Consider the following 26,801-nt stretch of genomic DNA (forward strand, 5'->3'; position numbering starts at 1 on the left):
TTACAGGTGATTGAAAAGGGGGTCAGAGCAGTCCGTATTGCTTGAGCTTCTTGCGCAGCGTACCGCGATTCAGGCCGAGCACTTCTGAGGCTCGGGTCTGATTGCCGCGGACATAATCCATCACGCTTTCCAGCAGTGGCGCTTCGATTTCCGCCAGCACCATGTTATAGACGTCAGTGACATCCTGGCCGTCCAGATGCTCGAAATAGTTGTGCAGTGCTTGCTCGACACTGTCACGCAGGGTTCGTGACCCGGCCAGGGGGGCGCTCGGACGGCAGGAAAGGTCAGCTTCGGTGGTCTCGCTCACGGGTATGTTTCCGTCAATCTGGGAAGTGTTCAGTTGGTTCATGCCGCGAGGCCTCCGTCCATCAAGCGGTTGAAGAAGTATTGTATTTCCTGGCGTTGTTGCGCTCCGCAATCCATACGGTTGAAGCGGCGACGAAACTCCTCGGCGCCTGGCAGCGACTGCAATTGCCAGCCGACATGCTTGCGCGCGATACGCACGCCATGTTCCAGCCCATAGAATTCCTGCAGGGCGTCCAGATGAGCCAGCAACAGCGATTGTTGCCAAGCCAGCCCGGGCGCAGGCAGGTGTTCACCGTAACGCAGGTAATGATCAATCTCGCGGAAGATCCAGGGGCGGCGCTGGGCGGCGCGGCCGATCATCACCGCATCGGCGCCGGTGTGGTCGAGGACATGGCGGGCCTTCTCCGGCGAGTCGATATCGCCGTTGGCAAACAGCGGAATGGAGATGGCCTGACGGATTTCGGCGATGGTGTCGTACTCGGCTTCTCCGGTGTAGAGCTCGCTGCGTGTGCGCCCATGCACGGCCAGCGCCTGAATACCGCTCTGCTCGGCGATGCGCGCAATGGTGACGCCGTTGCGGTGCTCCGGGTCCCAGCCTGTGCGGATTTTCAGCGTCACGGGAATATCCACCGCGCCGACCACGGCTTCGATGATCTCGGTCACCAGACGCTCATCACGCAACAGTGCGGAGCCGGCAGCCTTGTTGCAGACCTTCTTGGCCGGGCAACCCATATTGATATCGATGATCTGCGCGCCGTTGTCGCGATTTATGCGGGCGGCATCGGCCATCATCTGTGGGTCGCCACCGGCGATCTGCACCGAGCGCGGGTCCGGTTCGCCACTGTGATCCAGACGCTGACGGGATTTGCGGCTATGCCAGAGGCGGGTATCGCTGGTGACCATTTCCGATACTACCAGGCCGGCGCCCAGTTCCCGGCACATGGTGCGGAACGGGCGATCAGTCACGCCGGCCATGGGGGCCAGGATGACAGGGCTGGTTAGTTGAAAAGATCCGATACTGATCACTGCATGTCCATCCCTGTACTCTGTGGTCAATGGTGTGCGCCCCAAAACCGCAGGACGTGTTCGGGCAGGGTCAGAAAAGTGAAGAGGGCCGCTATCATACCTGCTAGCTGTGACCATATAAAGACTGTTCTGGCTGATATTTGATCAGCTGGTCGGCTGGCGAGATGTTGGAAAATGCAGCGTCAGGTCAGGGGCTGAGAAACTCGAGACTGTAGCCGTTCGCCTGAGGGCCCGGGTCGAGCATGCTCAGGCCCACATGAATAGGTGTTTGTGGTGGCATCAGACTTACCCCGGCCAGCTCACCGGAGAGGTATTCCTCCGGGCGGAAACGCCGACTGGCAATGTCGCGACCACCGGCGTCGGTGAACTGCATCTGCAATACCGGAAATGGCTGCTCGAAATCTGCGCGGTTGTACAGAATCACGTCGATGGCCAGGGCGTTGGGGAATTCCGGGTGCTCGCGTACCAGCAGATTGGCGCTGCGGATACGACTGATATCCACCCTTGCCGGCAGCTCGCACTGCGCAATGAAACACAGGTTTTCCAGCAGCGCTCGGCTGCGCTGGTCACGCGCCAGAGCGTCGAAATTGTAATAGAGAAACTGTGCCGGCAAAGCCAACAGCGCGAGCAGGCACAGGCTGCCCCAAAGCCAGGGATGCCGGCGGCGTCGGGCGGGAGCTTCTTCCAGCAGTGGCTCGTCGAACAGGTCCGGCAACAGCAAAGGGCTGATCAGCGGTTCTCGCCGGTCATGGTCGGCATGCTCATCGTCTATCGTCGGCTCAATGGCTTGCGCGGGCGTTTGCGGTTCGGTTTCGGCCGGCCCGGAGGGCGTCATTGCCGCGGCTTGGTCGAGCGTGTCGGCAGGACGGTCGCGTCGGAATATGCCGTGATCGGCATAGTCATCATCTACCGGTCGCAGGCTCTGGATGCCCAGCCGGTTGTGCTCGAAATCGGGACCGAAATCCTGGGCGGGCGGTGTGGCAAGAAAGTCTTCATGTAAGTCGTTGAAGCTTTTAGTTGTCGGCTCCGGGGGCAAAGCTGCTTCGACGCTCTCTGAGGAGGGCAGTAACGGGTCATCGGTGACCGGCTCGTCGGCGAGGTCTGCTTCTTCCAGTCCGGTTTGCCGGTGACCGGTCATGCCGCAGGGATTGACCTCATCGATGATGGATTCATCCAGCCCCAGTGCCTGCAGGTCCGGATCGTCCAGGTCATCATGCAATAGCGATGACGCCGGGGCTGGCGTTGGGGGGGCTGGTTCTGCAGTTGAGGAGACCGGAGGGGCAGTCACCGCGGCCTCGCCCGCATTGAACACCTCCAGGCAAGCACCGCAGCGCACGTTGCCAGCGGCCACCCGCAATTGTTCCGGGGTTAGCCGGAAACGTGTCTGACAATAGGGGCATTGCGTGACCAGCAACTCACTCATGTGCAACGGGCATCCTTGACGCAGGTAACGAATCGACTACGCACTGGGCAGTGTGATACTCGCGATATTGTGCCCGCAAGCTGATCAGAGCGCCACGTCGCGACGTACACCGCTGACGCGGATCCAGCCATCCTTGTTCGCTACCGGGTCCAGCTCGAAACTGTCTCGGTAGGCAGCGAGAATGTCTTCGGTCTGTTCGGCAAGAATGCCCGATAAGGCAATCCGACCGCCGGGTTTTACCAGGCTGGTCAATTGGGGCGCCAAGCTGACCAGAGGGCCTGCGAGGATGTTGGCCACCAGCAGATCCGCCGGGGCATCCGGCATGGCTTCGGGCAGGTACAACGGAAAGCGGGCGTCTGCCAGTTGGTTGCGTTGAGCATTATCACGCGATGCTTCCAGCGCCTGAGGGTCGATATCAGTACCGACCACGCGCTCGGCGCCGAGCAGCAGGGCGGCAATGGCAAGAATGCCGGAACCACAACCGAAATCGATTACCTGCAGGCCCTTGAGCGCCTGGCCATCAAGCCATTCCAGGCACAGGGCGGTAGTCGGGTGGGTGCCGGTGCCGAAGGCCAGGCCGGGGTCGAGCAGCAGATTCACCGCATCGGGTTCCGGCGCCTCATGCCAACTGGGTACAATCCACAGGCGACGGCCGAAGCGCATCGGCTTGAAGTTGTCCATCCAGCTGCGTTCCCAGTCCTGGTCGGCGATTTCTTCCAGTTGATGCTCAGGAAATGTGCCCGGCCAGATCAGCTGGAGTTGCTCAAGTAGCTTTTGCTGATCGACGTCAGCCTCAAACAACGCCAACAAATGGGTATGCGACCACAGTGGGGTAGTACCCAGGTCGGGCTCGAAGATCGGTTGATCCTCGGCGTCCATGAAAGTCACTGATACGGCGCCCAGTCCCAGCAGCAGGTCTTCCATTGGGTCGGCTTGTTCTGGAGTAATGGCTAGACGCAGTTGCAACCAGGGCATAAGGGTTCCTTGAGCAGAAAAAACAAAGGGAGCGACAGGTCGCTCCCTAAAACACGGATCATAAGCTTTGAGATTGCTGCTTGTCAGCTTATACCGAGCTTGTGTTCCAGGTAGTGAATGTTCACGCCACCCTTGCAGAACTCGACATCGCGGACCAGTTCGCGGTGCAGCGGTGTGTTGGTCTTGATGCCGTCTACCACCAGCTCATCCAGGGCGTTGCGCATGCGCATCATGGCTTCGTCGCGGGTGGCGCCGTAGGTGATCAGCTTGCCGATCAGCGAATCATAGTTCGGCGGAACCTTGTAGCCGCTGTACAGATGCGAATCCACCCGCACACCGTTACCGCCGGGGGCGTGGAAGAAGGTCACTGTGCCGGGGCTGGGCAGGAAGCTGTTGGGGTCTTCGGCGTTGATTCGGCATTCGATGGAATGGCCGCGAATCACCACGTCTTCCTGCTTGATGCTCAGCGGCTCGCCGGCGCAGACCAGAATCTGTTCCTTGAGGATGTCGATACCGGTGACCATCTCCGAAATAGGGTGCTCGACCTGAATCCGGGTGTTCATCTCGATGAAGAAGAACTCGCCATTCTCATAGAGGAACTCGAAGGTGCCAGCGCCACGGTAGCCCAGATCGATACAGGCCTGTACGCAGCGGGCCTGAACCTCGGCGCGGGCCTTTTCGTCGATGCCGGGGGCTGGTGCTTCTTCGATGATCTTCTGGTGACGGCGCTGCAGCGAGCAGTCGCGGTCGCCCAGATGAACGGCATGCCCCTGGCCATCGGAAACGACCTGGACTTCCACGTGCCGTGGGTTGGTCAGGAATTTTTCCAGGTAGACCACCGGGTTGCCGAAGGCAGCACCGGCTTCGGTGCGGGTCAGGCGGATCGACTTGATCAGCTCTTCTTCCTTGTGCACCACGCGCATACCGCGACCACCGCCACCACCGGAGGCCTTGATGATCACCGGGTAGCCGACACGACGGCCGATCTTCAGGCACTCTTCTTCGTTGTCGGGCAGCGGGCCGTCGGAGCCGGGCACCGTGGGGACGCCGGTCTTTTTCATTGCGGCAATGGCCGAGACCTTGTCACCCATCAGGCGGATCACCTCGGCGCTGGGGCCGATAAAGGTGAAGCCGGAACGCTCGATCTGCTCGGCGAAGTCGGCATTTTCCGCGAGGAAGCCGTAGCCGGGGTGGATGGCATCGGCACCGGTAACTTCAGCGGCGCTGATGATGCGCGGAATATTCAGATACGACTCGGTGGCAATCGCCGGCCCGATGCAGACGGTTTCGTCAGCCATGGCCAGGTGCATGAGTTCGCGATCGGCAGTGGAGTGCACTGCCACAGTCTTCAACCCCAGCTCCTTGCATGCGCGGATGATGCGCAGTGCAATTTCGCCACGGTTGGCTATGAGTACTTTGTGCATCGCTGCCTCCGGGTCGGGCTCAGGCGATGCTGAACATGGGTTGATCGAATTCCACTGGTTGACCATCGTCGACCAGGATCGCTTGAATGACACCGGTCTTGTCCGATTCGATATGGTTCATCATCTTCATCGCTTCGACGATGCACAGCACATCGCCGGCTTTGACGGTCTGACCGACTTCAACAAAAGACGCGGACTCAGGCGACGGCGAACGGTAGAAAGTACCGACCATCGGTGAGCGGACCAAGTGACCGGAAGGTTCGGCCGGTGCGGCTTCGACAACCGGGGCGGCAGCTGCAACAGGAGCTGCGGCAGGTGCGGGCGCAGCGGCTGCCGGCGCCTGGAAATATTGAGGCATGGCGGGCTGCTGGCTGTGCCGGCTTATCCGAACGGATTCTTCGCCTTCGTGAATTTCCAGCTCGTCGATGCCGGACTCTTCAAGCAGTTCGATGAGTTTCTTTACTTTGCGGATATCCATTGGTTCTTGCGCTCCAGGGCAAATGTTTGTCGTTTCAGTTTTGTTCTAGCTTGCGTACAGCTGCCTGCAGGGCCATTGCATAGCCCTCGGCGCCCAGTCCGCAGATGACCCCTTCGGCGATGTCCGAGAAATAGGAGTGATGGCGAAAGGGCTCGCGTCTGTACACGTTGGAAAGATGCACTTCGATGAATGGGATGCTCACCGCCAGCAATGCGTCACGTATTGCGACACTGGTATGAGTAAAGGCGGCGGGATTGATAATGATGAAGTCGATCGCCTCGTCGCGCGCAGCATGAATCCGGTCGATCAACTGGTGTTCTGCATTGCTCTGCAGAGCTTGCAACTGATGACCGTCACGCTGGGCCTGTTCGAGCAGGCGGGCATTGATCTGGTCCAGGGTGATGGCGCCGTAAACCCCGGGTTCGCGAGTGCCTAACAGATTCAGGTTGGGTCCATGCAGGACCAGGAAGCTGGCCATTCAGAATATTCCGGGGCGTTGGTTGGCGATTGACTCGACGGTCATCAATGGACAAAGAGTTTGCCGGATTCGGCAAGGGCTGTCCAGAAGCAGTGGTATGTCATCAGATGTCGGCATGATGAGCGTTTTTTTGCGGAAATTGGATGGGCGGGGTTTTCCTCAACCAGCCTCCACCGCTGCAGCCATATACTCGATAAAAGTCTCCCGCGGTACTTCTCCCTGAATCCGCAGTTCGGGAATCTCCCGTCCCTGACTATCCAGAAACAGAAACGCCGGCGGTCCGAAAAGTTGTTGTTCGGTCAGCCAGGCGCGCTGGTCAGGTGTGTTATCGGTCACATCCAGTTGCACCCGTACGAATCCGTCAAGCCCCGTCCGCACGCTGGGATGGTTGATGATCTCGCGCTCGATCACCTTGCAACTGATGCACCAGTCAGCGGACAGCTCGACGATCGCCGGCTGGCCAGCGGCCTTGGCCTGGGCCAATTGCTGGCGAACTGCGTCGGCGGTGGTCACCTTGGTGAAGTAGCTGGATTCGCCGCTGCTGACGGTGGAGCTGCCGCCGCCAAACGCCTGGAGTGGGCGCAGCGGGTCCGAGTTGCCGGCCAGCGCGCCAAACAGGGCGGCAGCCGAGTAGAGGGCAAACAGCAGCGCGGCGGTATGGGCCAGCCGGGCAATACCGGCGCGGTATTCACGTTCGAACAGCCCCAGTTGGACGGCAATGCTGGCGGCCAGTGCGGCCCACAGCGCCAGACTCAATGGACCGGGAATGACCCGCTCCAGCAACCAGATGGCCACTGCCAACAGGCCAAAGCCGAAGGCTTGTTTGACATGATTGAGCCATTGCCCGGAGCGTGGCAGCAAAGTCTTACCGAACATGGCCACCAGGATCAGCGGCACGCCCATGCCGATGGCCAGGGCGAACAGGCGCAAGGCGCCGCCCAAGGCATCCCCGGTAGCACTGATATAGACCAGGGCGCCGGCCAGGGGCGCGGAAATGCAAGGGGAGACCACCAGTGACGACAGCGCGCCCATGACGGCGGCGCCGGGGATCGAGCCGCCTTGGGCGCGATTGCCGAGCCTTTCCGCCGGGCCGCTGATGAACGCTGGCAGGCGCAGATTGAACACGTCGAACATGGCCAGAGCGAACAGCACGAAGAAGGCGGCGAACACACCCAGTACCCAAGGCGACTGCAGGCGTGCCTGGATATTCAGCGCGGCACCGAACAGGCCGATCAGCGCGCCGACCGCGGCAAAGGTCAGCGCCATACCGAGTACATAGCTGACGGACAGGGCAAAGGCGCGGGGGCGGTCGATATTCTCGCGGCCCAGCACCATACCGGTGAGAATCGGCACCATGGGCAATACGCAGGGAGTGAAGGTCAGCGCCAGGCCGGCGGCGAACAACAGTAGCAGTGACAGCCACAGCGAAGAGTCATCGGCAGCCGCCGGGTCGTTGCCGGCAGCGCTGGTCACGCCAGGTGCGGTTGCGCCCGCGGTGGGGAGGTCCAGCAGCAGGATTTCCGGCGGATAGCATAGCCCGGCGTCGGCGCAGCCCTGGTACTCGACGCGCAACTGGCTGGCTGGTGTCTCGCCCGGCGCTACATCCAACATCACTTGCAGACTGTTGTAGTACACCTCGACATCACCGAAGAACTCGTCGGTACGGTCCACGCCGTCCGGCAGGTTGACCTGGGTTATCTGTCCATCGCCGCCCAGCAGTTCGAACGTCAGCCGATGCCGGTAGAGATAGTATTCCGGCGTGATGTCGAACTGTAATTGGATGCGCTCTGCATCAGCCTCGACAATGCCGGCGCGGAAGGCCTGGTGCACCGGCAGGAACTGGGTGGTACTGCCAACGCTGCCGGTATTGTCGAACAGGTTGCCAAGCCCGGTAAACGCGCCGGCCAGCGCAGCGTTGCCGACCAGCAGAGTAAACAATATAAGACGTAGGAGCGACATGAACATATCCGTAGAGGGTCTGCCGGTATGATAATGCCTGTCGCTGCGAATACCAGTGACAAACTGCCACCGGGTTTATCAGGCGCGCTCGATACGGTCCGGGTGGATGACGATCTGCCCCTGGCGATACAAGCCGCCGATAGCCTTCTTGAAGTTGCCTTTACTGACGCCGAATAGCCGGGTAATTTCCGGGGCCGGGCTTTTGTCGCTGAGTTTCAGGACGCCGTCGCTCTCGTCCAGTGTCTGCATGATCAAAGCCTGCAAACTGTCGCCAGCGTCGCGACCGACCGGCTGCAGGCTCAGGCTGACCTTGCCGTCGGCACGCACTTCACGAATGTAACCCCGCTCACGCTTGCCGCCGCGCACGAACTTGAAGATCTCATTCTTGTGGATCAGGCCCCAGTGGCGGTCATTGATTATCGCCTTGTAACCCAGATCCGTGGGTTCCACGACCAACAGGCTCACGGCTTCGCCGGCCTCGTAGTTGGGCGGAGTCTGATCCAGGTGGCGATCCAGACGCGCGGTGGCGGTGATGCGTTCGCTGTGTTTGTCCAGATAGACGTACACCACACAATAATCACCGACCTGCAAGGGACGCTTTTCCTCGGAATGCGGTAGCAGCAGGTCCTTGGGCAGGCCCCAATCGAGGAACAGGCCGACACGGGTGATTTCAACCACTTTCAGGCTGGCAAATTCGCCCACCTTGACTTTGGGCTGTTCGGTGGTGGCGATCAGCTTGTCTTCGCTGTCGCGGTAGATGAACACGCGCAGCCAGTCACCGATCTCGGTGGGCTGATCCTTGGGAATATACCGATTGGGCAGCAGGATCTCGCCATGGGGGCCGCCGTCGAGATAAAGGCCGAAGCCGGTATGCTTGACGATCGATAGATTGTTGAAGTGTCCGATAGCGGCCATGAAAGTACATCCTGAGTGGGCGAGAAGGTCTATTCTAGCTGATACAGGGCTGGCCCGGGCGGTTGCCGGCAGGGGATTTCAATACGCAATGACTGCTCGCGATGGTTATTCCATGGGTGCCCTGATGGTATGCTTGCGGCTGCACAGACACAGGAGAGAGTAGATGAAATTTTCCAGACGTAAACAGGGGACGACCACTGCATCGGGCAACCGGCTCGATAGTGAAAACGGTCGTTTGCTGGGTAAGATAATTGCCGCGGTGCTAATCGTCTATCTGCTCATCTGCCTGCTGGTTGGCTGGTACTGGAGCCGCGAACCGGATCTTGACGACCTGACAGTGTTGCCGGTGGGTAACACGGAGATGCTGACAACCGGTTCGCATACTGCTCGCACGCTGCAGGCGCTGGTGGGAACCCTGCTGGACAAGCCCGGCGGTTTCATCAGCAACGATATTGCTCCGCCCGGTATCTGGCTGGATAACATGCCGAGCTGGGAATTCGGCGTACTGGTGCAGGTACGCGACATGACCCGCTCGATGCGTCGTGACATGGCCCGTTCGCAATCCCAGTCCACCGAGGATGCCGATCTGTCCCGAGCCGAGCCGCGCTTCCATTTTGACCACAACAGTTGGGTCATGCCGGCCAGCGAAAGCGAATACCGTGACGGGCGCAAGGCGCTCAACAACTACATCACCCGCCTGGAAAGCGGCAATGCCAGCTTCTATGCCCGCGCTGACAACCTGGCTGGCTGGGTTGGCGATGCCAGCACCCGACTGGGCTCGCTGTCCCAGCGCCTGTCGGCCAGTGTCGCGCGCACCCCGCTGAATGACGGTGGCCGCGAGCGGGCCAAGACGCCATGGCTGGAAATCGACAATGTCTTCTATGAGGCCCGCGGTAGTGCCTGGGCGCTGGTGCATCTGCTGCGCGCGGTGGAAAAGGATTACGCCGACGTGCTGAATAACAAGAACGCGCTGGTCAGTCTGCGCCAGATCATCCGCGAACTGGAGGCGACCCAGGCGCCCATGTGGAGTCCGGTGATTCTCAATGGTGGCGGTTTCGGCATGCTGGCCAACCACTCGCTGGTCATGGCCAACTACCTGTCCCGGGCCAACGCCGGTCTGATTGATCTGCGTCGCCTGCTTGAGCAGGGTTGAGACAGATCGGACCATGAGTAAACGACAGACAGGATTTGGCTCCCTTGGCGGGCTGGTGTTTTCCACTGATACCGGGCGCATGTGCCCGGAGTGCCGGAACCCGGTGGATGTCTGCAGTTGCGGCCAGCCGCAGATCGCTGCAGGCGACGGCATCGCCCGGGTGCGCCGCGAAACCAAGGGGCGGGGCGGTAAGACGGTGACCACCATCAGCGGCCTGGCGTTGTCAATTGATGAACTCAAGACACTGGCCAAGCGCATCAAGGCCCGCTGCGGCTGCGGTGGTTCGGTGGTTGATGGCGTTATCGAGATTCAGGGTGACCGTGCCGATATGCTGTGCCAGTGGCTCACTGCCGAGGGTTTCAAGACCAAGCGGTCCGGTGGCTGACATTCTGACGCTGGACTCATTGCCTTGACTCTTTTCGGTTTACTTTCTGCAGCGCGCCATCGTCCGACCCATAACCGGGTCTGGTCGCTGGCGACGCCGATGATACTGTCCAACATCAGCGTGCCCCTGGTCGGCCTGGTGGATACCGCCGTGATCGGGCACCTCGACGGCGCTCATTATCTCGGTGGAGCCGCGGTAGGCGCCACGTTGATGACCTTTATCCTGTGGTCGGCAGGTTTTCTGCGCATGGGTACCACCGGCTTCGCTGCCCAGGCGTGCGGCGCCGAGGATGGCAACCAGTTGCGCCTGGTGTTGCTGCAACCACTGTGGCTGGCGGTCCTTCTTGCATCGCTGGTCTGGCTGCTGCATGAGCCGTTGCTGGCGGCGGGCCTGTATTACCTCGATAGCAGCGCCGCACTGCTGGAACAGGCGCGCATCTACGTGAATGTCCGCCTGGTGAGCCTGCCGGCGGCGCTGGCCAACTTCGTTCTGGTCGGTTGGTTCATCGGTGCCCAGCGCGCCCGCGCGCCGCTCTATCTGCTGCTGGTAGTCAATATCACTAACGTCGTGCTCGATGTATTGTTCGTCGTGGTGCTGGAATGGGGGGTCGCGGGCGCCGCCTGGGCCACGGTCATCGGTGACTACGCCGGATTGCTGCTGGGACTGTGGCTGCTACGGCCGGTGCTGGCGCGCTTCCCCGGTGTGATGCCCTGGCTGAATGCACTGCGGCTGCGCGGCGCGGCGCCGCTGATCCGGGTCAATCGGGATATTCTGATCCGCACCCTGGCCCTGGAGTTGGTGTTCTATCTGCTGGTGCTGCAGGGTGCACGGCTGGGGGATTCGGTGGTGGCGGCCAACGCTGTACTGCTGAATTTCCTGTTGCTGACATCCCACGGTCTGGATGGCCTGGCCCATGCAGTAGAGGCATTGGGCGGGCATGCCATGGGCCAGCGTAACCGGCTGGCGCTCAAGCGGGTATTGGTGATCAGCACCCTGTGGTCGCTGGTGGTCGGGGTGGGCTTCGTGCTGGCATTCAATCTGTTTGGCAACCAGATCGTCAGCCTGTTGACCGACCTCGAATCGATTCGCCAGGTGGCCTTCGCCTATCTGCCATGGATGGCCTGGATGCCGCTGGTGGCGGTCTGGAGCTATCTGCTGGATGGGCTTTTCGTCGGTGCTACCCGAGCTCGGGCCATGCGCAATGCCATGTTGCTTGCCGTGGTGCTGGTCTACCTGCCCGCCGCTTGGCTGCTGCGCGATACCGGTAATCACGGTATCTGGCTGGGCTTTCATCTGTTCATGCTGGCGCGTGGAGTGCTGCTCGGCGGCTGGTTTATCTGGCTATGGCGGCGGGATCGGTGGATGCCGGCCTGAGCCAGCAATGCAGGTAGCGGCCCAGATGCCGATAGGCTGGATGACGGCTGTACAGCAACTCCTGCTCGATCACCTGCTGCGCATCAGCCTCTGCCTTGAATGGCTCATGCATGTAATCGTGGAATACCCGTACGCCGGTCTGCTCGCGGCAATCAAAGGCTGCAGCGGTCAGCCATGCGTGCACATCACGCGGATCCAGCGGTTGCTGCGGAGTCAGACTGCGTTTGCCTTCGCCTGCCAGCTGATTGCGCTGCAGTTTGCGAAACTGGCCCTTGATCAGATTCTTGTAGATCAGCGCATCACGATTGTAGAACGCTAAGGAAACGGCGCCGTGGTCATTGATCAACTGCCGCAGACAATGCAGGGCGGCAGCGGGGTCCGCCAGCCATTCCAGCACAGCATGGCATATCACCAGATCATAGTGCTCGCCGCGGGCTGGCAGCCGCTGCAAAGGCAACTGCAGAAATTCCAGTGACTGACCTGGCTGCAGCGGGTGGGCTTCCAGACGCTCCCGGGCGGCCGTCAGCATTTCCTCGGCCGGATCGCTGACCGTCACGCTGTGGCCGCGTTGCACCAGCCATTCGCTGATATGCCCCAAACCCGCACCGACGTCCAGCACCCGCAGTGATTGGCCTTCAGGCTCCAGTTCGGTCAGCCATTGCTGCAGGTCGCGGGTGAGTACCGCAAGGCGAATCGCGCCCTTGGGGCCGGCGTATATCTTGCGCGCGAAGTGGGTGCCCAACTGGTCAAAATACCGATCGGTCATGGAGCGTTCTACCTGCGTACGGGCAGTCATGAGGGGCTGCAATTGATTGGATTCAATGGCTCCGAGTATATCAGAGTGCCTTCACTTTCATGGTCTTACGTAACGAATCGGTAGGAAAATGCGAACTTCTGCCCAGAGTGCCGGTCGGTATCTACTCAGGCTATAACCCAAGAGGAATACCCATATGCGCCTAAGCAAAACTTTGATCCGAGCTTCCGCTTTAGGGCTCGTAGTAGGACCGACTTACGCAATGGCGGCTGATGCAGTCTCCAACCTGGGCATTATCGTTGCTGCCGACAAGTACGAGATGAACTCGGATAATGATGATGTGGACGGCCGCGACGAGACCGTTGGGAAAGGCGGTATTTTCTATAATTACGGCAACAAGATGACCGGCGGACCAGGTACCATCTTCCAGGTAGGCATTGACGCCAGATATGGCGAGAAGAATGACAATGAGGTCAAAGATGCTCGCGCCGAGGCTGATCTGGGTATGCGCATGCCGCTGAGCGATAACAGCAATTTCGACGTGCTGGTCGGTGTCGGCTATGACTGGACCCGCTTTGAGCTGGAAAGTGGTAACGCTGATGTCGAGCTGAGCAACAAGAGCCCCTTCGCCAAGGCGGCGGTGGGCTGGCACCACCAAGGTGACACCGTGACCACGCGTCTTGAAGTCGGTACCCGCTACAGCATCGAAGGCGAGGGCAAGGTGAAGCTGACCGGTTATGGTAGCGAAACAGCCGACCTGGAAAACAAGTTCAACCCCTATGCTGAACTGAACTTCCTCTGGGATCGCGGTCAGGGCTTCCCATTCACTGCGGGTGTCTATTACACCCAGACCAACTACGAGCTGGATGACGATCGCCTGCTCGCGGACAATACCGAGCTGGAAAGCAACGAGTTCGGCGTCAAGCTGGGCGTGTTGTTCTAAGCAGTACCTGTGTCCATCGATCCCGCAGCCGGCCCCCGCCGGCGCGGGATTGTTTTTCAAGCGCGGCGCAGCCGTCTCGCCTGGCGTTTACGCCACCAGATAATTACCCCCGTCACCGATAGCACGAAGATTGCCAGGCCCAACGCTGCAATCAGGAAACGTCCCGGCATGCCCAGGATACGTCCGCCGTGAATAGGCGCCTGCAGCTGGAAGAAACGCTCACCCAGCGTGCCCTGTCCCGGTATCTCCTTACCCAGTAATTGACCGTCCGTACCATGGAAGAAAATCCAGGCGTTGCCCTGGTTGCTGGCATGATCACCAAAGCCTGCACCATAGAAATTGTATTCAAAGCTGTAATACAGCTCAGTGATGGACTCTTCCAGTTCCAGGTCTCGGGCGTGCTGCATCGCCAATTGATACGCCTCGCCATAGCCATAACCGGTCACGCCAAGTTCCTCGGCGGGTAAATCGCCGCGCGCGGCATAGACGCTGGGTTTAACCGGCGAGGCCAGTGAGACCACCGGTTTGAAGACCTGTTCGGGCAAGTTCATCGCCACACTGCTGATGGCCACTGGCAACAGCAGTAACCAGAGCCACAATCCACTTGCACGATGGATATCCAGATTGACCCGCGTGGCGTGGCCGCGCTTGATCTTCCACGCGCGCTGCCACTTCTGCCAGAACGGCTTGCCACGCGGAAAGGTCAGGAACAGCGCGATGAAACAGTCGAGCACCCAGGCGATGGCAACCAGGCCCATCAGCCACAATCCCCAGTTACCGGGGAGCGTGAGATTGTAGTGAAACTCCAACATGAAAGGCACGAAATTGCGCCTCGAGAAGCAGCAGTCGCCCCAGTAACGCTCACCGACCTGTTCGCCGGTCACCTGATCGAGATAACGAACAATCGGCTTCTCTGGCCAGGGCTTGCTGGTCTCTGGGTTGGTACGGGGCACCATGGCCAGCATCGCCGCGTGATCGGCTTCCTCGGGAAACTCCATATACCAGACTTGCATGTGTGGCCAGGCGCTCTCCACGCGCTCGACCAGTTGATCGGGAGGCAAAGCCGGCCCGCTGGAGCCGGTATGGTAAAGATCGGGATTAAGCCACTCGTCCAGTTCGTGGTGAAACGCGAGAATGCTCCCGGTCAGGCCCGCCAGCGCCAGGAACAGCGCCATGGCCAGGCCGATATAACGATGCAGGTACAACAGGATGGAACGCATTGATTTGATCCGGAATGCACAAGGCCGCCGGCGTCATGCATGCCGGCGGCCTTGTCGGGTGGTCAGAAGTCGTAGGTCAGAGTGGCCATGATGTTGCGCTCGTCGCCGTAATAGCACTGGCTCAGGCTGTTGCATGCCGCCACGTAGCTTTCGTCGGTCAGATTGTTGAGGTTGACCCGCAAACCCACCCCCGTAGCCCCCAGCTGACTCAGGTCATAGCCAACCGATGCATCGAACAGGGTATGGGAGGGAAGGCGCAGGGTGTTTTCCGCATCCGCCCAACTCTTGCCGAAATAACGTGCCCCGGCGCCCAGTTGCAGGCTCGCCAGCGGACCACTGGTGAAGCTGTAGTCGGCCCACAACGAGGCCATGTTTTTCGCTACCGCAATGGGCGTGTTGCCTCGGTTGTTGGCCTCGGCGGCACCGGTGAAGTCCTTCGAGTATTCCACGTCCATCCAGGTATAGCTGGCCAGCACATTGACCGGCTCGATAGGTTTGAAGCGGGCCTCGAGCTCGACGCCCCGGGAGCTCACCTCACCGACGGAGCGATAGAAGGTTTCACCGGAATCCTTGTTTGCCAGATTCGACTGGGTCAGATCGAACAGCGCGATGGTGTACAGGTTCTGGGTGCCCGGGCGCTGGAATTTCAGGCCGACTTCGATTTGTTCGCCTTCGGTCGGGTCGAGCAGGGTAATTTGGGTTCCGGACGGGGTTTCGTTGTAGGCGCCGGTAGCGTTGGGATTGAAGGACTGGGAGAAACTGGCATACGGCGACAGGCCGTTGTCGAAAGCGTAGAGCAAGCCGATACGACCGGAAAACTGGTCGGTACGCACATCGTCGGATTGGTCCCCCACGGCCCCAAGGGTTTGATCGAAATCGATATCGACCCAGTCCTGGCGTGCGCCGAGGGACAACCGCCAGTTGCCCATGCTGATCAGGTCCTGCATGTACAGACCGGTCTGTTCGAGAAAGCGGGCTTCGTCATATTGATGGTAGAACACCGGAGCGCCTGCGCCTTCGGCACCAGTGAAGGGATTGATGGGAGCGAGGTTATAGGCCGCATAATAGGCCACCTTGGTCTTGCGCCGCTGATAATCCAGCCCGGTAACCAACGTGTGTGAAAGTTCGCCGGTGGCAAACTCGAACTGCAGCTGGTTATCCACGCTCCAGGCGTGCAAGGTTTCATCGGCGCCGGTGTAATAGCGATCCAGATCGTCGGTGTTGGCTACATAACCGTACTGATAGACCTGCTCCGACTCCACCCGCGAATCCAGGTACCGGAAGTTCTGCCGGGCCGATACCACATCATTGAAGCGATGCTCCAACTGATAGCCGAGCATGTATTGATGACGCTCGAATTTCTCGTGATCCTTATCGCCTTCGAAGAAGCTGCGGGAGATGCGTTGGCCATTACGGGAAGTGACAGTGCCATCCGCCGGCAGGCCGCCGTGATAACCGCCTTCCGGGTCGTGCTGCAACATGGCCAGCAAGGTCAGACGGGTATCCTGGGTGAAATCGATGCTCAATGAAGGCATCAACGCGAAGCGCTCGCTCTTGATATCGTCCACCTGATTGGCTGCATCACGCGCTACCCCGACCAGCCGATAATTCACCCGCCGACCTTCATCCAGCGGTGCGCCGATATCGAAGGCTGCCTGCTTGTAATCATGACTGCCATAGGACAGTTGCAGCTGACGATGGCTGTCATAGCCCGGCTTCTTGCTGGTCATCGCTACCAGGCCCCCCGGCAGGCTGCGGCCGTACAGTACCGAAGAGGGGCCCTTGAGAATATCGATGCGCTCGATGAAGTAGGAATCAACCTGCAGCGAGCTGTAGGTGGCACTGTCCCCCAGCAGCTTCTGGCCGTCCAGGTACAGATTGTCGACCGAGCCATCGGTAATACCGCGCATGGCGACGTAGTCGTAGCGGCCAGTTGCACCATAGGGCGAGCTCATCAGGCCCGGTGTATAGCGCAAGGCTTGGGCAACGCTTTGTGCACCCTGATCATCCATCTGCTTGCGGGTCACCACCGACACGCTCTGGGAGGTTTCCAGGAGCGGCATGCTGGTCTTGGTCGCGACGTTGCTATGGCTGGCGCGATAGCCTTCAGTCTCGCCCAGGGCGTTACCCAGAGAACCCTCGATATAGGTCGGCTCCAACTCGATGCTTGAGTTCTGATCGGCAGTGGCGTCCGTGTCTGCCAGGGTCGGCAGCGCCAGGGAAATGGACAGGGGTAACAGCAGCAGGGCGAAGGGAAGGGCAGGTCGCGACATGGGTATTGCGTTCCGTTTCTGGGATGAAATCGGAGCGAATGATATCCTCACTGATAATGATTTGCATTACTTTAGCGAGGATTGGCTGGTTTTTATGTGTTATGGGTGCGCTCAGAGTAGGTGGCGGCAGTCGTCATCGGTCCAGCGTTCGATAATCACCGGCAGGGCGATATCGAGCTTTGTCTGGTCGATCTGGCGAAAGACCGGATTGGCCAACCAGAACTCGATCGCATCGGAAATGGCATCCAGTTCCTCGGTATCCAGCTCATCGGTATGGGAGGGGAAGATGGCAAAAGTGAATTCGGTATTCTCGAAGCGCGGATTCATGGCCGAGACCAGCGGCTCATCGGCGGTGAACAACGGCGAGACCCAGCATACCTGGCCAGCGATCACGGCAACGGCGCCCGGCCCGTGGCCGCGCAGCTGTCGGGCAACCTCGCAGCTCAGGTTCACCATGCGTTCGAACGCCGCTTGCTCGTCGAGATTGCCGCTGTAGCTACGGCGTTGAAAACGTCGTAAATCCCTCGCGCCGGTGTGAGCGTCTATCATGTCATCGGCGGTAGCAGCATGGGTACTCATAATCACTTCCTCAATGGCAGGCAACGGAGCTGAGTCATTCATTGTTGTTCAGGATTGTGGTTCTCTCCACTTTTTGACCCGCCGTTGAAGCATTCGATCAAACAATCGGTCGTGGCAACTACCCAGCGTTATAGTTGGCTATGGGCAAACCTATTGGAGAGAATCATGAGCAAATTGAAAGAACAGCACTGCGACGCCTGCCGTGCGGATGCACCGCGCGTTACCGATCAGGAGCGGGAGTCACTGCAACGGGAGATTCCCGATTGGCAAGTGATTGACGTGGCCGGTGAACATCAGCTCATGCGTGAGTTTCGCTTCCGCGATTTCGCGGCTGCGCTGGTGTTCACCAATCAGGTCGCTGAGCTGGCCGAAGCGGAAAACCACCATCCGGCATTGCTGCTGGAATATGGCAAGGTAACGGTGCGCTGGTGGACACACAAGATCGGCGGGCTGCACCGTAATGACTTCATCATGGGAGCGCGAACCGATCTGTTGGCTTAAAGAGGTGTCGCAGGCGCGTCAGCGCCAGCGGTTACATGGATTGGCAGTGATCGGCCACAAAGCTCTGGGTCAATACCGGTTGGCTGGAGTCGGCTAGAGCGAAATGGTAGGTCAAGGTCGCGCCCATATCCAGCAAGCGGCGGAAGCGCTGATCAGCGCAGACACTGCTTTGCAATTGGCTGCGCACGACCAGCGGGTCGCCCTGCATGCGTGCAGCGTATTCGCTGTCTACCGTGAGGTGGTTTATCAGCTCCCGGCCTTCGGTGCTGAAACCCTCGTCAATGATATTGGCATTGACCTGGCGCGGGGTGTCCTTGCTGCTTTGCTGGGCGACGTTGCGCAGCGTTTCTTCGAGGCGGCTGTCGCGCAGCGACACGGCCTGGGTGGGCATGGCAATCAATAAGGCAGTCAGAACGATAAGGTAACGCATAGAGTCTCCAACGAGCGGTATACATCTGTCGAGCGTACATCTGTGACCGCTGTTGCCCCCACTGGTTCTGAAGGGGGCAGGGTTTTTAATCAATGATGTCCGGCCGGCTCCTGCTGAACTGCTGCACGGCTGTGACGATGTTGCCGATAGATCGGCACCAATTGCGCGACCAGCATGCCGGTCAGCATCAGACAGCAACCGATGAAACCGCGCAGACTGAGCGTTTCATTCAATACCAGCCAGCCGGCGAGGGCGGCGAATACGGCTTCGAGGCTGAGAATGATCGCCGCGTGAGACGCTACCGCGTTTTTCTGAGCGACCACTTGCAAGGTGAAGCCAATACCCACTGCCAGCAGGCCCCCATAGAGAATCGCCGGCATGGCCAGTCGAATGGCGTTCAGCTCGATATCCTCCAGCAGCAGGGCCAGAAACAGACTGATGACGGCGCACACGCTGAACTGGATAAAGGATACCCGGATCGCATCATAGCGTGTAGCCAGTACGCCTACCAGCAGGACATGGACTGCCCAGCAAGCAGCGCCCGCCAGCTGCAATAGATCGCCGAAGGCGATGCGGTAGTCGGCATTGATGCTGAGCAACAGCATGCCGACCACCGCCAGACACGCGCCGCACCAGGTTCCCAGCCCGTTGCGCAAGCCGAGGAGCAGCCCGAACAGTGGCACCAGGATCACGTAGAGACCGGTAATGAAGCCCGAATTGGTCACTGTGGTGAACAACAGACCAACCTGCTGCAAATTGATCCCCAGGGTCAATACCGCGCCCAGGGCAATACTGCCCAGTAGCATAGGCTTGCTGAAGCGGCGTCCGGCCTGATCGGTCTGTGGGCGAGCCAGGAGCACCAGAGGCAGTATCACCAGTGAGCCGAGCGCGAAGCGCAGTCCGGTATAGAGAAATGGCCCGATATGAGCCATGCCGAGACTCTGGGCGACAAAGGTAGTGCCCCAGATCAGGGCAGTGATCAGCATCAGGGCATCTGCCCGATAGGTGCGCAGGTTCATGTAAGCTCTTGTACTGTCATGAAAAACGACGAATTATGCGCGGCGTAACCAGATAATGACAGCAGATTCCGGCCGCGGTTCGGTAAAGAAATTGACGGATGCCGCTGCCAGTGTCAGGCTTCCCTGGGTAATGACTCACCCAAGATACATTGATACCGGCAGGCGGAAAGCACGGCATGGCGCCAATCTACGAGATTCTGATTGCGGATGATCATCCGCTGTTTCGCAGTGCACTGTTTCAGGCGCTGAGCAGTGGGTTGAGCGCGGAAATCAAACTGACCGAGGTCGGGTCGATTGCCGAGCTGCAATCACTGCTCGAGCAGCGCAGTACCTGGGATCTGGTGCTGCTTGACCTGAATATGCCGGGCGCTCACGGGTTCTCCGGTCTGGTGTTGTTGCGCAGCCAATATCCGCACGTGCCGGTGATCGTTATTTCCGCCCAGGAAGAGGCCGCTGTCGTCAAGCGCGCGCGGGATTTCGGTGCCAGTGGTTTTATCCCCAAATCCTCCAGCCTGGAAGATATCCAGAAAGCCGTGCAGGACGTATTGGATGGTGATCTTTGCTGGCCGGCTCAGGTACATGAAGATGCCGCCCCCCTTAGCGCCGAAGAAGAAACCATCAGTGCCCAGTTGGCCAGTCTCACACCCCAGCAGTTTCGGGTGCTGAGCATGGTCTGTGACGGTTTGCTGAACAAGCAGATTGCCTATGAGCTGAATGTCTCCGAAGCGACTGTCAAAGCGCACGTCACCGCGATCTTCCGCAAGCTCGGTGTGCGCACCCGCACCCAGGCCGCCATGGCTTTGCAGCATATGGAGCTGGCCACTTCGGGACGGCAGCCACAACCCTGATGGAGCCGACGGAAAACCCCTATAAAGGCATCACCGGCGTGCGTCGTATCTGGCGCGCTTGCGGCTATTCGCTGGACGGGTTGAAGGTCGCCTACCTTGGTGAGGCGGCGTTCCGTCAGTTGGTCTGGCTTGCCCTGATATTGATTCCGGTAGCGTGCCTGCTGCCGGTACCGGCGGTGTCCAGGGCGCTGCTGATCGCTTGTGTGGTGCTGTCGCTGGTAGTGGAACTGCTGAACTCGGCCATCGAAGCGGCGATCGACCGCATCTCCCTTGAGCGGCATCCCTTGTCCAAGGCATCCAAGGATATGGGCAGCGCGGCGCAGCTGTTCAGCCTGATTCTGATTGCCGTGGTCTGGGGGCTGGTACTGCTGGGCGACTGAGCGACCTTCGACTTAGGTATGAGGTGCAGCGTCTGGGCAAAGTCGCTGGCGCCTGCCAGACTAGGCTCTTTCTCATCGCGAGATTTTATCGTCAATGATGCTTTCCGCCGGGCTGGTTGCGTCCGCATTCCTGTTTTATATGGCCTGCCTGTTCGCCATCGCCTTCTGGGGCGATCGCCAGACGGGCGAATTCAATCCCCGCCTGCGTGTCTGGGTCTACAGTCTGTCGCTTGCGGTCTGGTGCACCAGCTGGACATTCTTCGGCGCGGTAGGTATGGCGGCGGGCCAGATCTGGGATTTCCTTCCCATTTATATCGGCCCGGTGATTCTGTTCATTCTGGGGTGGCGACTGTTTGCCCGGATGCTGGCGATCAGCAAGCAGGAGAACATCACTTCCATCGCTGACTTCATTGCCTCGCGCTACGGAAAATCCCAGGGCCTGGGGGTCATAGTCACTCTGTTGTGTCTGGTCAGCGTGCTGCCCTACATTGCATTGCAGCTCAAGGGCATCGTACTGGGCTTTAATCTGCTGACAGGCAGTCATGCGCCCCTGTCCGAGGGTGGTCATGGCGCGGAAGATACCGCGCTGGTGGTGACTTTCGTGCTGGCGCTGTTCACCATTCTGTTCGGTACGCGCAGTTTGGATGCCACCGAGCATCACCGCGGCATGATGCTGGCGATCGCCTTCGAGTCGCTGGTCAAGTTGTTTGCCTTTCTTGCCGTGGGTATCTTCGTCACCTTCGGCCTGTTTGGTGGTTTCGCTGATCTGCTGGAGCGGGCCAGCACCAGCCCTGAGCTGGCTGAGTATTGGCAGCGCGAAACCATGTATACCAGCCTGCTGTTCCAGACCTTCATTGCGATCCTGGCATTTCTCTGCCTGCCCCGGCAGTTTCAGGTGGCGGTGGTGGAGAATATCCAGTCCGGTGACTTGCGCATGGCCCGCTGGGTATTTCCCGCCTATCTGGTGTTGGCCGGCCTGTTTGTGGTGCCGATCAGTCTGGCTGGGCAGCTGAGCTTCGGCTCTTCATTCTCGCCCGATTCCTATGTCATCAACCTGCCATTGATGGAAGGGCAGCCGGTGCTGGCACTATTGGCCTTCATTGGCGGGGCATCGGCTGCCACCGGCATGGTGATTGTTGCGGCGATCGCGCTGAGCACCATGGTATCGAACGACGTGGTGTTGCCGCTGTTGCTGCGTACCCAGAAGTCCGAGCGCTCCTATGAAGAGTTTCGCGGCTGGCTGCTGAACGTTCGGCGCAGCAGTATCCTCATCATCCTGCTGCTGGCCTATGTGGTCTATCGCATGATCGGTTCGGCCGGCAGTCTGGCCAATACCGGGCAGATTGCCTTTGCTGCCATCGCCCAGTTGGCGCCGGCCATGTTCGGCGCGCTGTTCTGGAAGCAGGCCAACCGTATGGGCGTATTCGCTGGGTTGCTGGTGGGTATCGGCCTGTGGCTGTATCTGCTGATCGTGCCCTTGCTGGGCATCGCCAATGCAGGCAACTGGCCGGTTCTGCGGGAGTTGTACAGCAACGGGTTCGGCTTGCCGATCGATGGTCTGACGCTGGGCAGCATTGCTGCGATTGGCTGCAATTTCGCGATATTCGTGGTGGTGTCCCTGTTCAGTCGTACCCGCGTGCTGGAACACTGGCAGGCCAGCCGTTTCGTCAGCCTGGACGGTGATCAGTGGGCGGACGGCCCCAGCCGCGCCATGTTACGGGTAACAGTGGATGATTTGCTGACGCTGGCCTCGCGCTTTGTCGGGGTGGAGCGGGCGCAAGCTGGCTTCGAGCGTTTTGCCGAAACCCAGGATCTGGAGTTCAACCCTGCGCAGGTGGCCGACAGCAGCTGGATCACTCATACCGAGCGGCTCTTGGCCGGGGTGCTGGGTGCCTCATCGGCGCGGGTGGTGGTGAGAGCCGCCATCGAAGGCCGGGATATGCACTTTGATGACGTGGTGCGTATTGTTGACGAGGCATCCGAAGTGCTGCAGTTCAACCGCGGGTTGCTGCAAGGCGCCATCGAGAATATCAACCAAGGCATCAGCGTGGTGGACAAGGAGCTGCGTCTGGTCGCCTGGAATCAGCGGTATCTGGAGATGTTCCAGTATCCCGAAGGGCTGATCACCATTGGCCGGCCGATCGCCGACCTAATTCTGTGCAATGCGCGTCGCGGCTTGTGTGGTCCGGGTAATCCGCAGCTGCATGTAGACAAGCGGGTCAACTGGATGCGCCAGGGCACGGCACACCGTTCGGAGCGCATGTTTCCCAATGGGCGGGTTATCGAAATCATCGGCAATCCGATGCCCGGTGGCGGCTTCGTCATGAGTTTTACCGACATCACTGCATTCCGCGAGGCCGAGAAGGGGCTGAAAGATGCCAACGAAGGTCTGGAGCAGCGCGTCGTCGAGCGTACCCGCGAATTGTCGGAGCTGAACCAGGCGCTGATTCAGGCCAAGGCGCAAACCGAGCAGGCGAGTCAATCCAAAGGTCGCTTTCTCACTGCGGTGAGCCATGATCTGATGCAGCCGATGAATGCTGCGCGGTTGTTCTCCGCCTCGTTGGCGCATCAACCCAGCCTGCCGACCGAAGCCCAGGAGCTGGTACGCCATCTGGACACCTCGCTGCGCTCGGCAGAAGATCTGATATCCGACTTGCTGGATCTGTCTCGGCTGGAGTCTGGTCGTATTACGCCGGAGTGGAGCAGCTTTGTGCTCGCCGAGCTGATCGAGCCCCTGCGTATCGAGTTCGGCGCTCTGGCCAATGAGCAGGGTGTGGATCTGCGGGTCTACAACAGTCGCCTGCGGGTACGCAGCGACATCCGCCTGCTGCGCCGCATACTGCAGAACTTTCTGACCAATGCCTTCCGCTACGCAGCCAACTCCCGCGTGGTACTGGGTATGCGCCGTCTGCCGGACGCGGTGCGTATCGAGGTCTGGGATCAGGGGCCGGGTATTCCGCGGGATAAACTGCAGACCATCTTCGAGGAATTCCAGCGTCTGGATAACCACCGCACCCAGGCTGAAAAAGGCCTGGGTCTGGGGCTGGCTATCGCCGATGGACTGTGTCGCGTGCTGGACCACGAACTGGCTGTGCGTTCATGGCCGGGGCGGGGCAGCGTGTTCAGCGTGACGGTGCCGATCGACCGTTATGATCGGCATGCCCGCGCGGTGCATCCGCAGAGCGCACCGGCATTGAGCGGTGCGCAGGTGCTGTGCATCGACAACGAGCCGAATATTCTCACTGGCATGAAAAGTCTGCTCAGCCGCTGGCAATGCAATGTTGCCGTGGCCCGGGATCGCCGGGAAGTGCAGGAGGTATTGGACTCGGGGTTTGTGCCGGAGCTGGTGCTGGCCGACTACCATCTGGATAATGGCGAAACCGGAATCGAGCTGGTGGCCTGGCTGCGTGAACAGTTGAACACGGAATTGCCGGGTGTGGTTATCAGTGCTGATGGTCGCAACGAGTTGATCATGCGTATCCGTCTGAACGGACTGGACTACCTGCCCAAACCGGTGAAGCCGGCCGCATTACGCGCGTTGATCAGCCGCTACGTCAGCGTTTGATCGCTTTTTTTGCATACAACCAATCGAGATCGAGATGTCACCTTTCAGGGAGTTGTTGCTGGGGATGCGCGATACCCTTCCCATGCTGATCGGCGCGCTGCCGTTTGGTATTGTTTTTGGCACCCTGGCGGTTTCTTCGGGACTGTCGATCAGCGCCACGTTGGCGATGTCAGCCCTGGTGTTTGCCGGGTCGGCGCAATTTGTTGCTGCCAGCCTGGTGGCATCCGGCGCTGGCCTGGTGGTGATCCTGCTGACCACGCTGATCGTCAACCTGCGGCACGCACTCTACAGCGCCAGCCTGCTGCCCTATGTCCGGCATCTGCCGCAGCGCTGGCGCATCGGTCTGGCGTTCGGCCTGACTGATGAAAGCTTCGCCGTGGTCCACCGTCATTATCTGCTTGGCAAGACTCCGCTGGAACATAAACACTGGTATTTCTTCGGTTCCTGCCTGGCTATGTACAGCACCTGGCTGGTCTGTACGATTGTCGGCGTGGTGCTGGGTCAGGCCCTGCCGGGAATGGCCGGTTGGGGGTTGGAGTTCGCCATGATTGCGACCTTCATCGGTATCGTGGTGCCGTCGCTGCGCAATCGACCGATGATACTGGCTGCATTGGTGGCGGGTGCCACTGCAGTGCTGGCCCATGGTCTGCCGTATCAGCTCGGCTTGATGCTGGCGGCGCTGTTTGGTGTGGCGGCTGGGGTCATCGCCGAGCGCCGTGTCGGCAGGCCTGAGATCGATATGCCGGAGGCTCAATGAACAGCTTCGAGGTGGCGCTGATCCTGGGTATGGCCGCGATTACCTTCGCCATCCGTTATACCTTGTTTGCCGTCGGTCACCGGGTGCGTTTCAACCCGCTGGTGGCGCGGGCACTGACCTATGTACCGGTGTCGGTGCTGACGGCTATCGTAGTGCCAGCCATGCTGATGCCGGATGGGCAGGCGCTGCAATTGTCGCTTGATAACGCCTATCTGGTCGGTGGTCTCGCGGCCATCGGCATCGCCGCCCGCTGGCGCAACCTGATCGCCACCATTGCCGGCGGCATGCTCTGCTTCTTTTTCTGGCGCTGGCTGTATGCCTAGCATCAACAGAGCCTAGGCTCGCCGCCGGACCAGCATCAGTCCCAATGCGGCGCAGGAAATCAGGATGGTGAATCCCAGCATACTGTTCACCATACCAAAGTGATCGCTGGCAAAACCGATACTCAGTACCACGGTGGCCATGGTCAGATAGGCCGCGAGATAGAACGCCGATGTCATTGCGCCGCGCTCGGCCGGGGGGGCCGAGCGCGCAATCGTTACTATGGCAATGACGCCGATGGCACCCGCACCCATAGCCGTGGCCAGGGTGGCGAGCGTAAATAGCCACACGGAGGCCAGCAATACCGCACCAGCCATGGCGGCCAGCCCTGCGATCAACATCACCGGGCCAGCTATGCGCAGTCGGTTGAGTGGCTGACGCTGACCAGCAAACTGGGTTATGCCGGCAACCAACTGCCAGCCCGCGGCAAACAGCCCGGCTAATGCCAAATCACTTACTCCTGCCAGATTCCGTGCCATTGACGGCCCCAGCGAGGAGTACAGGCTGCCGGTGGACCAGGCCAGGCAGATAGCCGCTGCGGAAAACAGAAAAGAGCCCAGCAGAGCGCGCGGCACTCGCACTGGTGTCGGTCGCCAGTTGCGCAAACTGAAGCCCTGCTGCCGTTGCCCCAGATGGGCTGGCCAGGGGGCGCGCGCCAACAGAACAATACCGATGACGGACAGGCCGATGACGATGAGAAACGGCCAGATGTGCGCATGGCTGGTCCAGCGCAACGCCAGTGAACTTATGGTCGGCCCGGTCGCGGCGCCCAGGGTGAACGCCAGAGCCGACAAGGTCGCGCCACGCGCCCAGTTGCCATCCGGCTCCAGCTCGACCACGGCGGCCGTTGCCGCGCCGGTGACCATGCCGGTGCCGATGCCGGTGAGCAATCGCGCACAGCCCAACTGGTAGATGTCGCCGGCCAGCATGAAGGCGACCGAGCCCAGCAGAATGAACAACAGGCCCGGAATCAACATCTGCCTACGGCCCAGCTGATCCGATAGCGAGCCCATGGTCAATAGCGTCAATACCACGCCCAGCACATAGACTGAGAAAACAGCGGTCAATGCCGTAGCGGAAAAGCCCCACGCCTGCTGCCAGACTGCATACAGCGGCGTCGGCATGTGGCTGGCCAGAATAGTGGTGAAAATGGCCAGCAGGCATGCTGTTATCGCTAGAGTATTTCTCTGGGCAGGAACTGCCACCGTGCTGTGCATTCAGGAACCTCGTTGGCCGATAAACCCCGCCATTATTGCAGAGGTGGCGATAGGATGTGCGTCACACGGGATATCAGAGAGGTTTATGACCCGTTTGG

General features: G+C 59.9%; 26 protein-coding genes. 10 read left to right on the forward strand and 16 right to left on the reverse strand.

Translation table 11 applies throughout. The features are described from left to right. Nucleotides 1–22: 22 nt before the first annotated feature. From fis to BLU11_RS02650, 9 genes are all read right to left on the reverse strand, one after another. Nucleotides 23–349, reverse strand: coding sequence for a DNA-binding transcriptional regulator Fis (gene fis, locus BLU11_RS02610; RefSeq protein WP_090271914.1), 327 nt, complete (start codon nucleotides 347–349; stop codon nucleotides 23–25). Beyond that, nucleotides 346–1,332, reverse strand: a complete 987-nt coding sequence (dusB, locus tag BLU11_RS02615; RefSeq protein ID WP_269433230.1) for a tRNA dihydrouridine synthase DusB — start codon at nucleotides 1,330–1,332, stop codon at nucleotides 346–348. Before dusB ends, fis begins: the two co-directional genes overlap by 4 nt. Nucleotides 1,333–1,519: 187 nt before the next feature. Then, nucleotides 1,520–2,755, reverse strand: coding sequence for a DUF3426 domain-containing protein (locus BLU11_RS02620; protein WP_090271916.1), 1,236 nt, complete (start codon nucleotides 2,753–2,755; stop codon nucleotides 1,520–1,522). 84 nt (nucleotides 2,756–2,839) lie between these two features. Then, nucleotides 2,840–3,730 (reverse strand): 50S ribosomal protein L11 methyltransferase, encoded by an 891-nt coding sequence (gene prmA / locus BLU11_RS02625; protein WP_090271917.1) that lies wholly within the window; start codon nucleotides 3,728–3,730, stop codon nucleotides 2,840–2,842. Between the two features lie 83 nt (nucleotides 3,731–3,813). Next, a complete protein-coding gene (accC, locus tag BLU11_RS02630; protein WP_090271918.1) occupies nucleotides 3,814–5,154 on the reverse strand; it encodes an acetyl-CoA carboxylase biotin carboxylase subunit in 1,341 nt (446 codons plus the stop codon). A 19-nt stretch (nucleotides 5,155–5,173) separates the two neighbouring features. Beyond that, nucleotides 5,174–5,632 (reverse strand): acetyl-CoA carboxylase biotin carboxyl carrier protein, encoded by a 459-nt coding sequence (gene accB, locus BLU11_RS02635; protein WP_090271919.1) that lies wholly within the window; start codon nucleotides 5,630–5,632, stop codon nucleotides 5,174–5,176. Nucleotides 5,633–5,666: 34 nt separating this feature from the next. Continuing rightward, the gene (aroQ, locus tag BLU11_RS02640; RefSeq protein ID WP_090271920.1) at nucleotides 5,667–6,110 is read right to left on the reverse strand and encodes a type II 3-dehydroquinate dehydratase; all 444 of its coding nucleotides are present in this window, start codon (nucleotides 6,108–6,110) and stop codon (nucleotides 5,667–5,669) included. Between the two features lie 159 nt (nucleotides 6,111–6,269). Beyond that, nucleotides 6,270–8,069 carry a protein-disulfide reductase DsbD gene (gene dsbD, locus BLU11_RS02645; RefSeq protein WP_090271921.1) on the reverse strand — a complete coding sequence of 600 codons (1,800 nt, stop codon included), beginning with the start codon at nucleotides 8,067–8,069 and terminating at the stop codon, nucleotides 6,270–6,272. 78 nt (nucleotides 8,070–8,147) lie between these two features. After that, nucleotides 8,148–8,984, reverse strand: coding sequence for a CvfB family protein (locus tag BLU11_RS02650; protein ID WP_090271922.1), 837 nt, complete (start codon nucleotides 8,982–8,984; stop codon nucleotides 8,148–8,150). 163 nt (nucleotides 8,985–9,147) lie between these two features. On the opposite strand from BLU11_RS02650, the gene BLU11_RS02655 reads away from it, so the two are divergent. From BLU11_RS02655 to BLU11_RS02665, 3 genes are read left to right on the forward strand one after another with little or no spacing between them, the layout of a single operon-like run. Continuing rightward, nucleotides 9,148–10,137: a DUF2333 family protein gene (locus BLU11_RS02655; protein ID WP_090271923.1), complete on the forward strand. Its 990-nt coding sequence runs from the start codon at nucleotides 9,148–9,150 to the stop codon at nucleotides 10,135–10,137. Between the two features lie 13 nt (nucleotides 10,138–10,150). Continuing rightward, the gene (locus BLU11_RS02660) at nucleotides 10,151–10,522 is read left to right on the forward strand and encodes a translation initiation factor Sui1 (RefSeq protein WP_090271924.1); all 372 of its coding nucleotides are present in this window, start codon (nucleotides 10,151–10,153) and stop codon (nucleotides 10,520–10,522) included. Nucleotides 10,523–10,546: 24 nt separating this feature from the next. Beyond that, nucleotides 10,547–11,896, forward strand: a complete 1,350-nt coding sequence (locus tag BLU11_RS02665) for an MATE family efflux transporter (protein ID WP_231702261.1) — start codon at nucleotides 10,547–10,549, stop codon at nucleotides 11,894–11,896. Here the strand turns inward: BLU11_RS02665 and BLU11_RS02670 are convergent. Further along, complete coding sequence (locus BLU11_RS02670) at nucleotides 11,856–12,662, reverse strand: methyltransferase domain-containing protein (protein ID WP_090276178.1); 807 nt, start codon at nucleotides 12,660–12,662, stop codon at nucleotides 11,856–11,858. The two genes, BLU11_RS02665 and BLU11_RS02670, sit on opposite strands and share 41 nt — an antisense overlap. 250 nt (nucleotides 12,663–12,912) lie before the next feature. On the opposite strand from BLU11_RS02670, the gene BLU11_RS02675 reads away from it, so the two are divergent. Further along, nucleotides 12,913–13,593 carry a hypothetical protein gene (locus BLU11_RS02675; RefSeq protein WP_090271926.1) on the forward strand — a complete coding sequence of 227 codons (681 nt, stop codon included), beginning with the start codon at nucleotides 12,913–12,915 and terminating at the stop codon, nucleotides 13,591–13,593. 56 nt (nucleotides 13,594–13,649) lie between these two features. On the opposite strand, the gene BLU11_RS02680 is transcribed toward BLU11_RS02675, so the two are convergent. From BLU11_RS02680 to BLU11_RS02690, 3 genes are all read right to left on the reverse strand, one after another. After that, the gene (locus BLU11_RS02680; protein WP_090271927.1) at nucleotides 13,650–14,813 is read right to left on the reverse strand and encodes a PepSY-associated TM helix domain-containing protein; all 1,164 of its coding nucleotides are present in this window, start codon (nucleotides 14,811–14,813) and stop codon (nucleotides 13,650–13,652) included. A gap of 62 nt (nucleotides 14,814–14,875) precedes the next feature. Beyond that, entirely contained in the window at nucleotides 14,876–17,086 is a 2,211-nt protein-coding gene (locus BLU11_RS02685) for a TonB-dependent siderophore receptor (RefSeq protein ID WP_090271928.1), read from the reverse strand. 111 nt (nucleotides 17,087–17,197) lie between these two features. Then, the gene (locus tag BLU11_RS02690; protein ID WP_157718515.1) at nucleotides 17,198–17,665 is read right to left on the reverse strand and encodes a hypothetical protein; all 468 of its coding nucleotides are present in this window, start codon (nucleotides 17,663–17,665) and stop codon (nucleotides 17,198–17,200) included. A gap of 165 nt (nucleotides 17,666–17,830) precedes the next feature. Between BLU11_RS02690 and BLU11_RS02695 the strand changes: the two genes are divergently transcribed. Beyond that, nucleotides 17,831–18,166 carry a 4a-hydroxytetrahydrobiopterin dehydratase gene (locus tag BLU11_RS02695; RefSeq protein ID WP_090271930.1) on the forward strand — a complete coding sequence of 112 codons (336 nt, stop codon included), beginning with the start codon at nucleotides 17,831–17,833 and terminating at the stop codon, nucleotides 18,164–18,166. A gap of 31 nt (nucleotides 18,167–18,197) precedes the next feature. Here BLU11_RS02695 and BLU11_RS02700 read toward each other — a convergent pair whose 3' ends face one another. After that, complete coding sequence (locus tag BLU11_RS02700) at nucleotides 18,198–18,596, reverse strand: PA3611 family quorum-sensing-regulated virulence factor (RefSeq protein ID WP_090271931.1); 399 nt, start codon at nucleotides 18,594–18,596, stop codon at nucleotides 18,198–18,200. 89 nt (nucleotides 18,597–18,685) lie between these two features. Further along, nucleotides 18,686–19,615, reverse strand: a complete 930-nt coding sequence (locus BLU11_RS02705; RefSeq protein ID WP_090271932.1) for a DMT family transporter — start codon at nucleotides 19,613–19,615, stop codon at nucleotides 18,686–18,688. Nucleotides 19,616–19,791: 176 nt separating this feature from the next. Here BLU11_RS02705 and BLU11_RS02710 point away from each other — a divergent pair, with 176 nt between their 5' ends. From BLU11_RS02710 to BLU11_RS02730, 5 genes are all read left to right on the forward strand, one after another. Next, nucleotides 19,792–20,463, forward strand: a complete 672-nt coding sequence (locus tag BLU11_RS02710) for a response regulator (RefSeq protein ID WP_090271933.1) — start codon at nucleotides 19,792–19,794, stop codon at nucleotides 20,461–20,463. Next, nucleotides 20,463–20,843: a diacylglycerol kinase gene (locus tag BLU11_RS02715; protein WP_090271934.1), complete on the forward strand. Its 381-nt coding sequence runs from the start codon at nucleotides 20,463–20,465 to the stop codon at nucleotides 20,841–20,843. Before BLU11_RS02710 ends, BLU11_RS02715 begins: the two co-directional genes overlap by 1 nt. Nucleotides 20,844–20,937: 94 nt before the next feature. Continuing rightward, nucleotides 20,938–24,408 carry a hybrid sensor histidine kinase/response regulator gene (locus tag BLU11_RS02720; protein ID WP_090271935.1) on the forward strand — a complete coding sequence of 1,157 codons (3,471 nt, stop codon included), beginning with the start codon at nucleotides 20,938–20,940 and terminating at the stop codon, nucleotides 24,406–24,408. Nucleotides 24,409–24,442: 34 nt separating this feature from the next. Continuing rightward, nucleotides 24,443–25,165: an AzlC family ABC transporter permease gene (locus BLU11_RS02725; RefSeq protein WP_090271936.1), complete on the forward strand. Its 723-nt coding sequence runs from the start codon at nucleotides 24,443–24,445 to the stop codon at nucleotides 25,163–25,165. Next, entirely contained in the window at nucleotides 25,162–25,488 is a 327-nt protein-coding gene (locus BLU11_RS02730; protein WP_090271937.1) for an AzlD domain-containing protein, read from the forward strand. The genes BLU11_RS02725 and BLU11_RS02730 overlap by 4 nt, the downstream gene beginning before the upstream one ends. A 12-nt stretch (nucleotides 25,489–25,500) precedes the next feature. Here BLU11_RS02730 and BLU11_RS02735 read toward each other — a convergent pair whose 3' ends face one another. Then, nucleotides 25,501–26,703 (reverse strand): MFS transporter, encoded by a 1,203-nt coding sequence (locus BLU11_RS02735; RefSeq protein ID WP_090271938.1) that lies wholly within the window; start codon nucleotides 26,701–26,703, stop codon nucleotides 25,501–25,503. Nucleotides 26,704–26,801 lie beyond the last annotated feature (98 nt).

The organism is Halopseudomonas litoralis, assembly GCF_900105005.1.
GTDB classification, from domain to species: Bacteria; Pseudomonadota; Gammaproteobacteria; order Pseudomonadales; family Pseudomonadaceae; genus Halopseudomonas; species Halopseudomonas litoralis.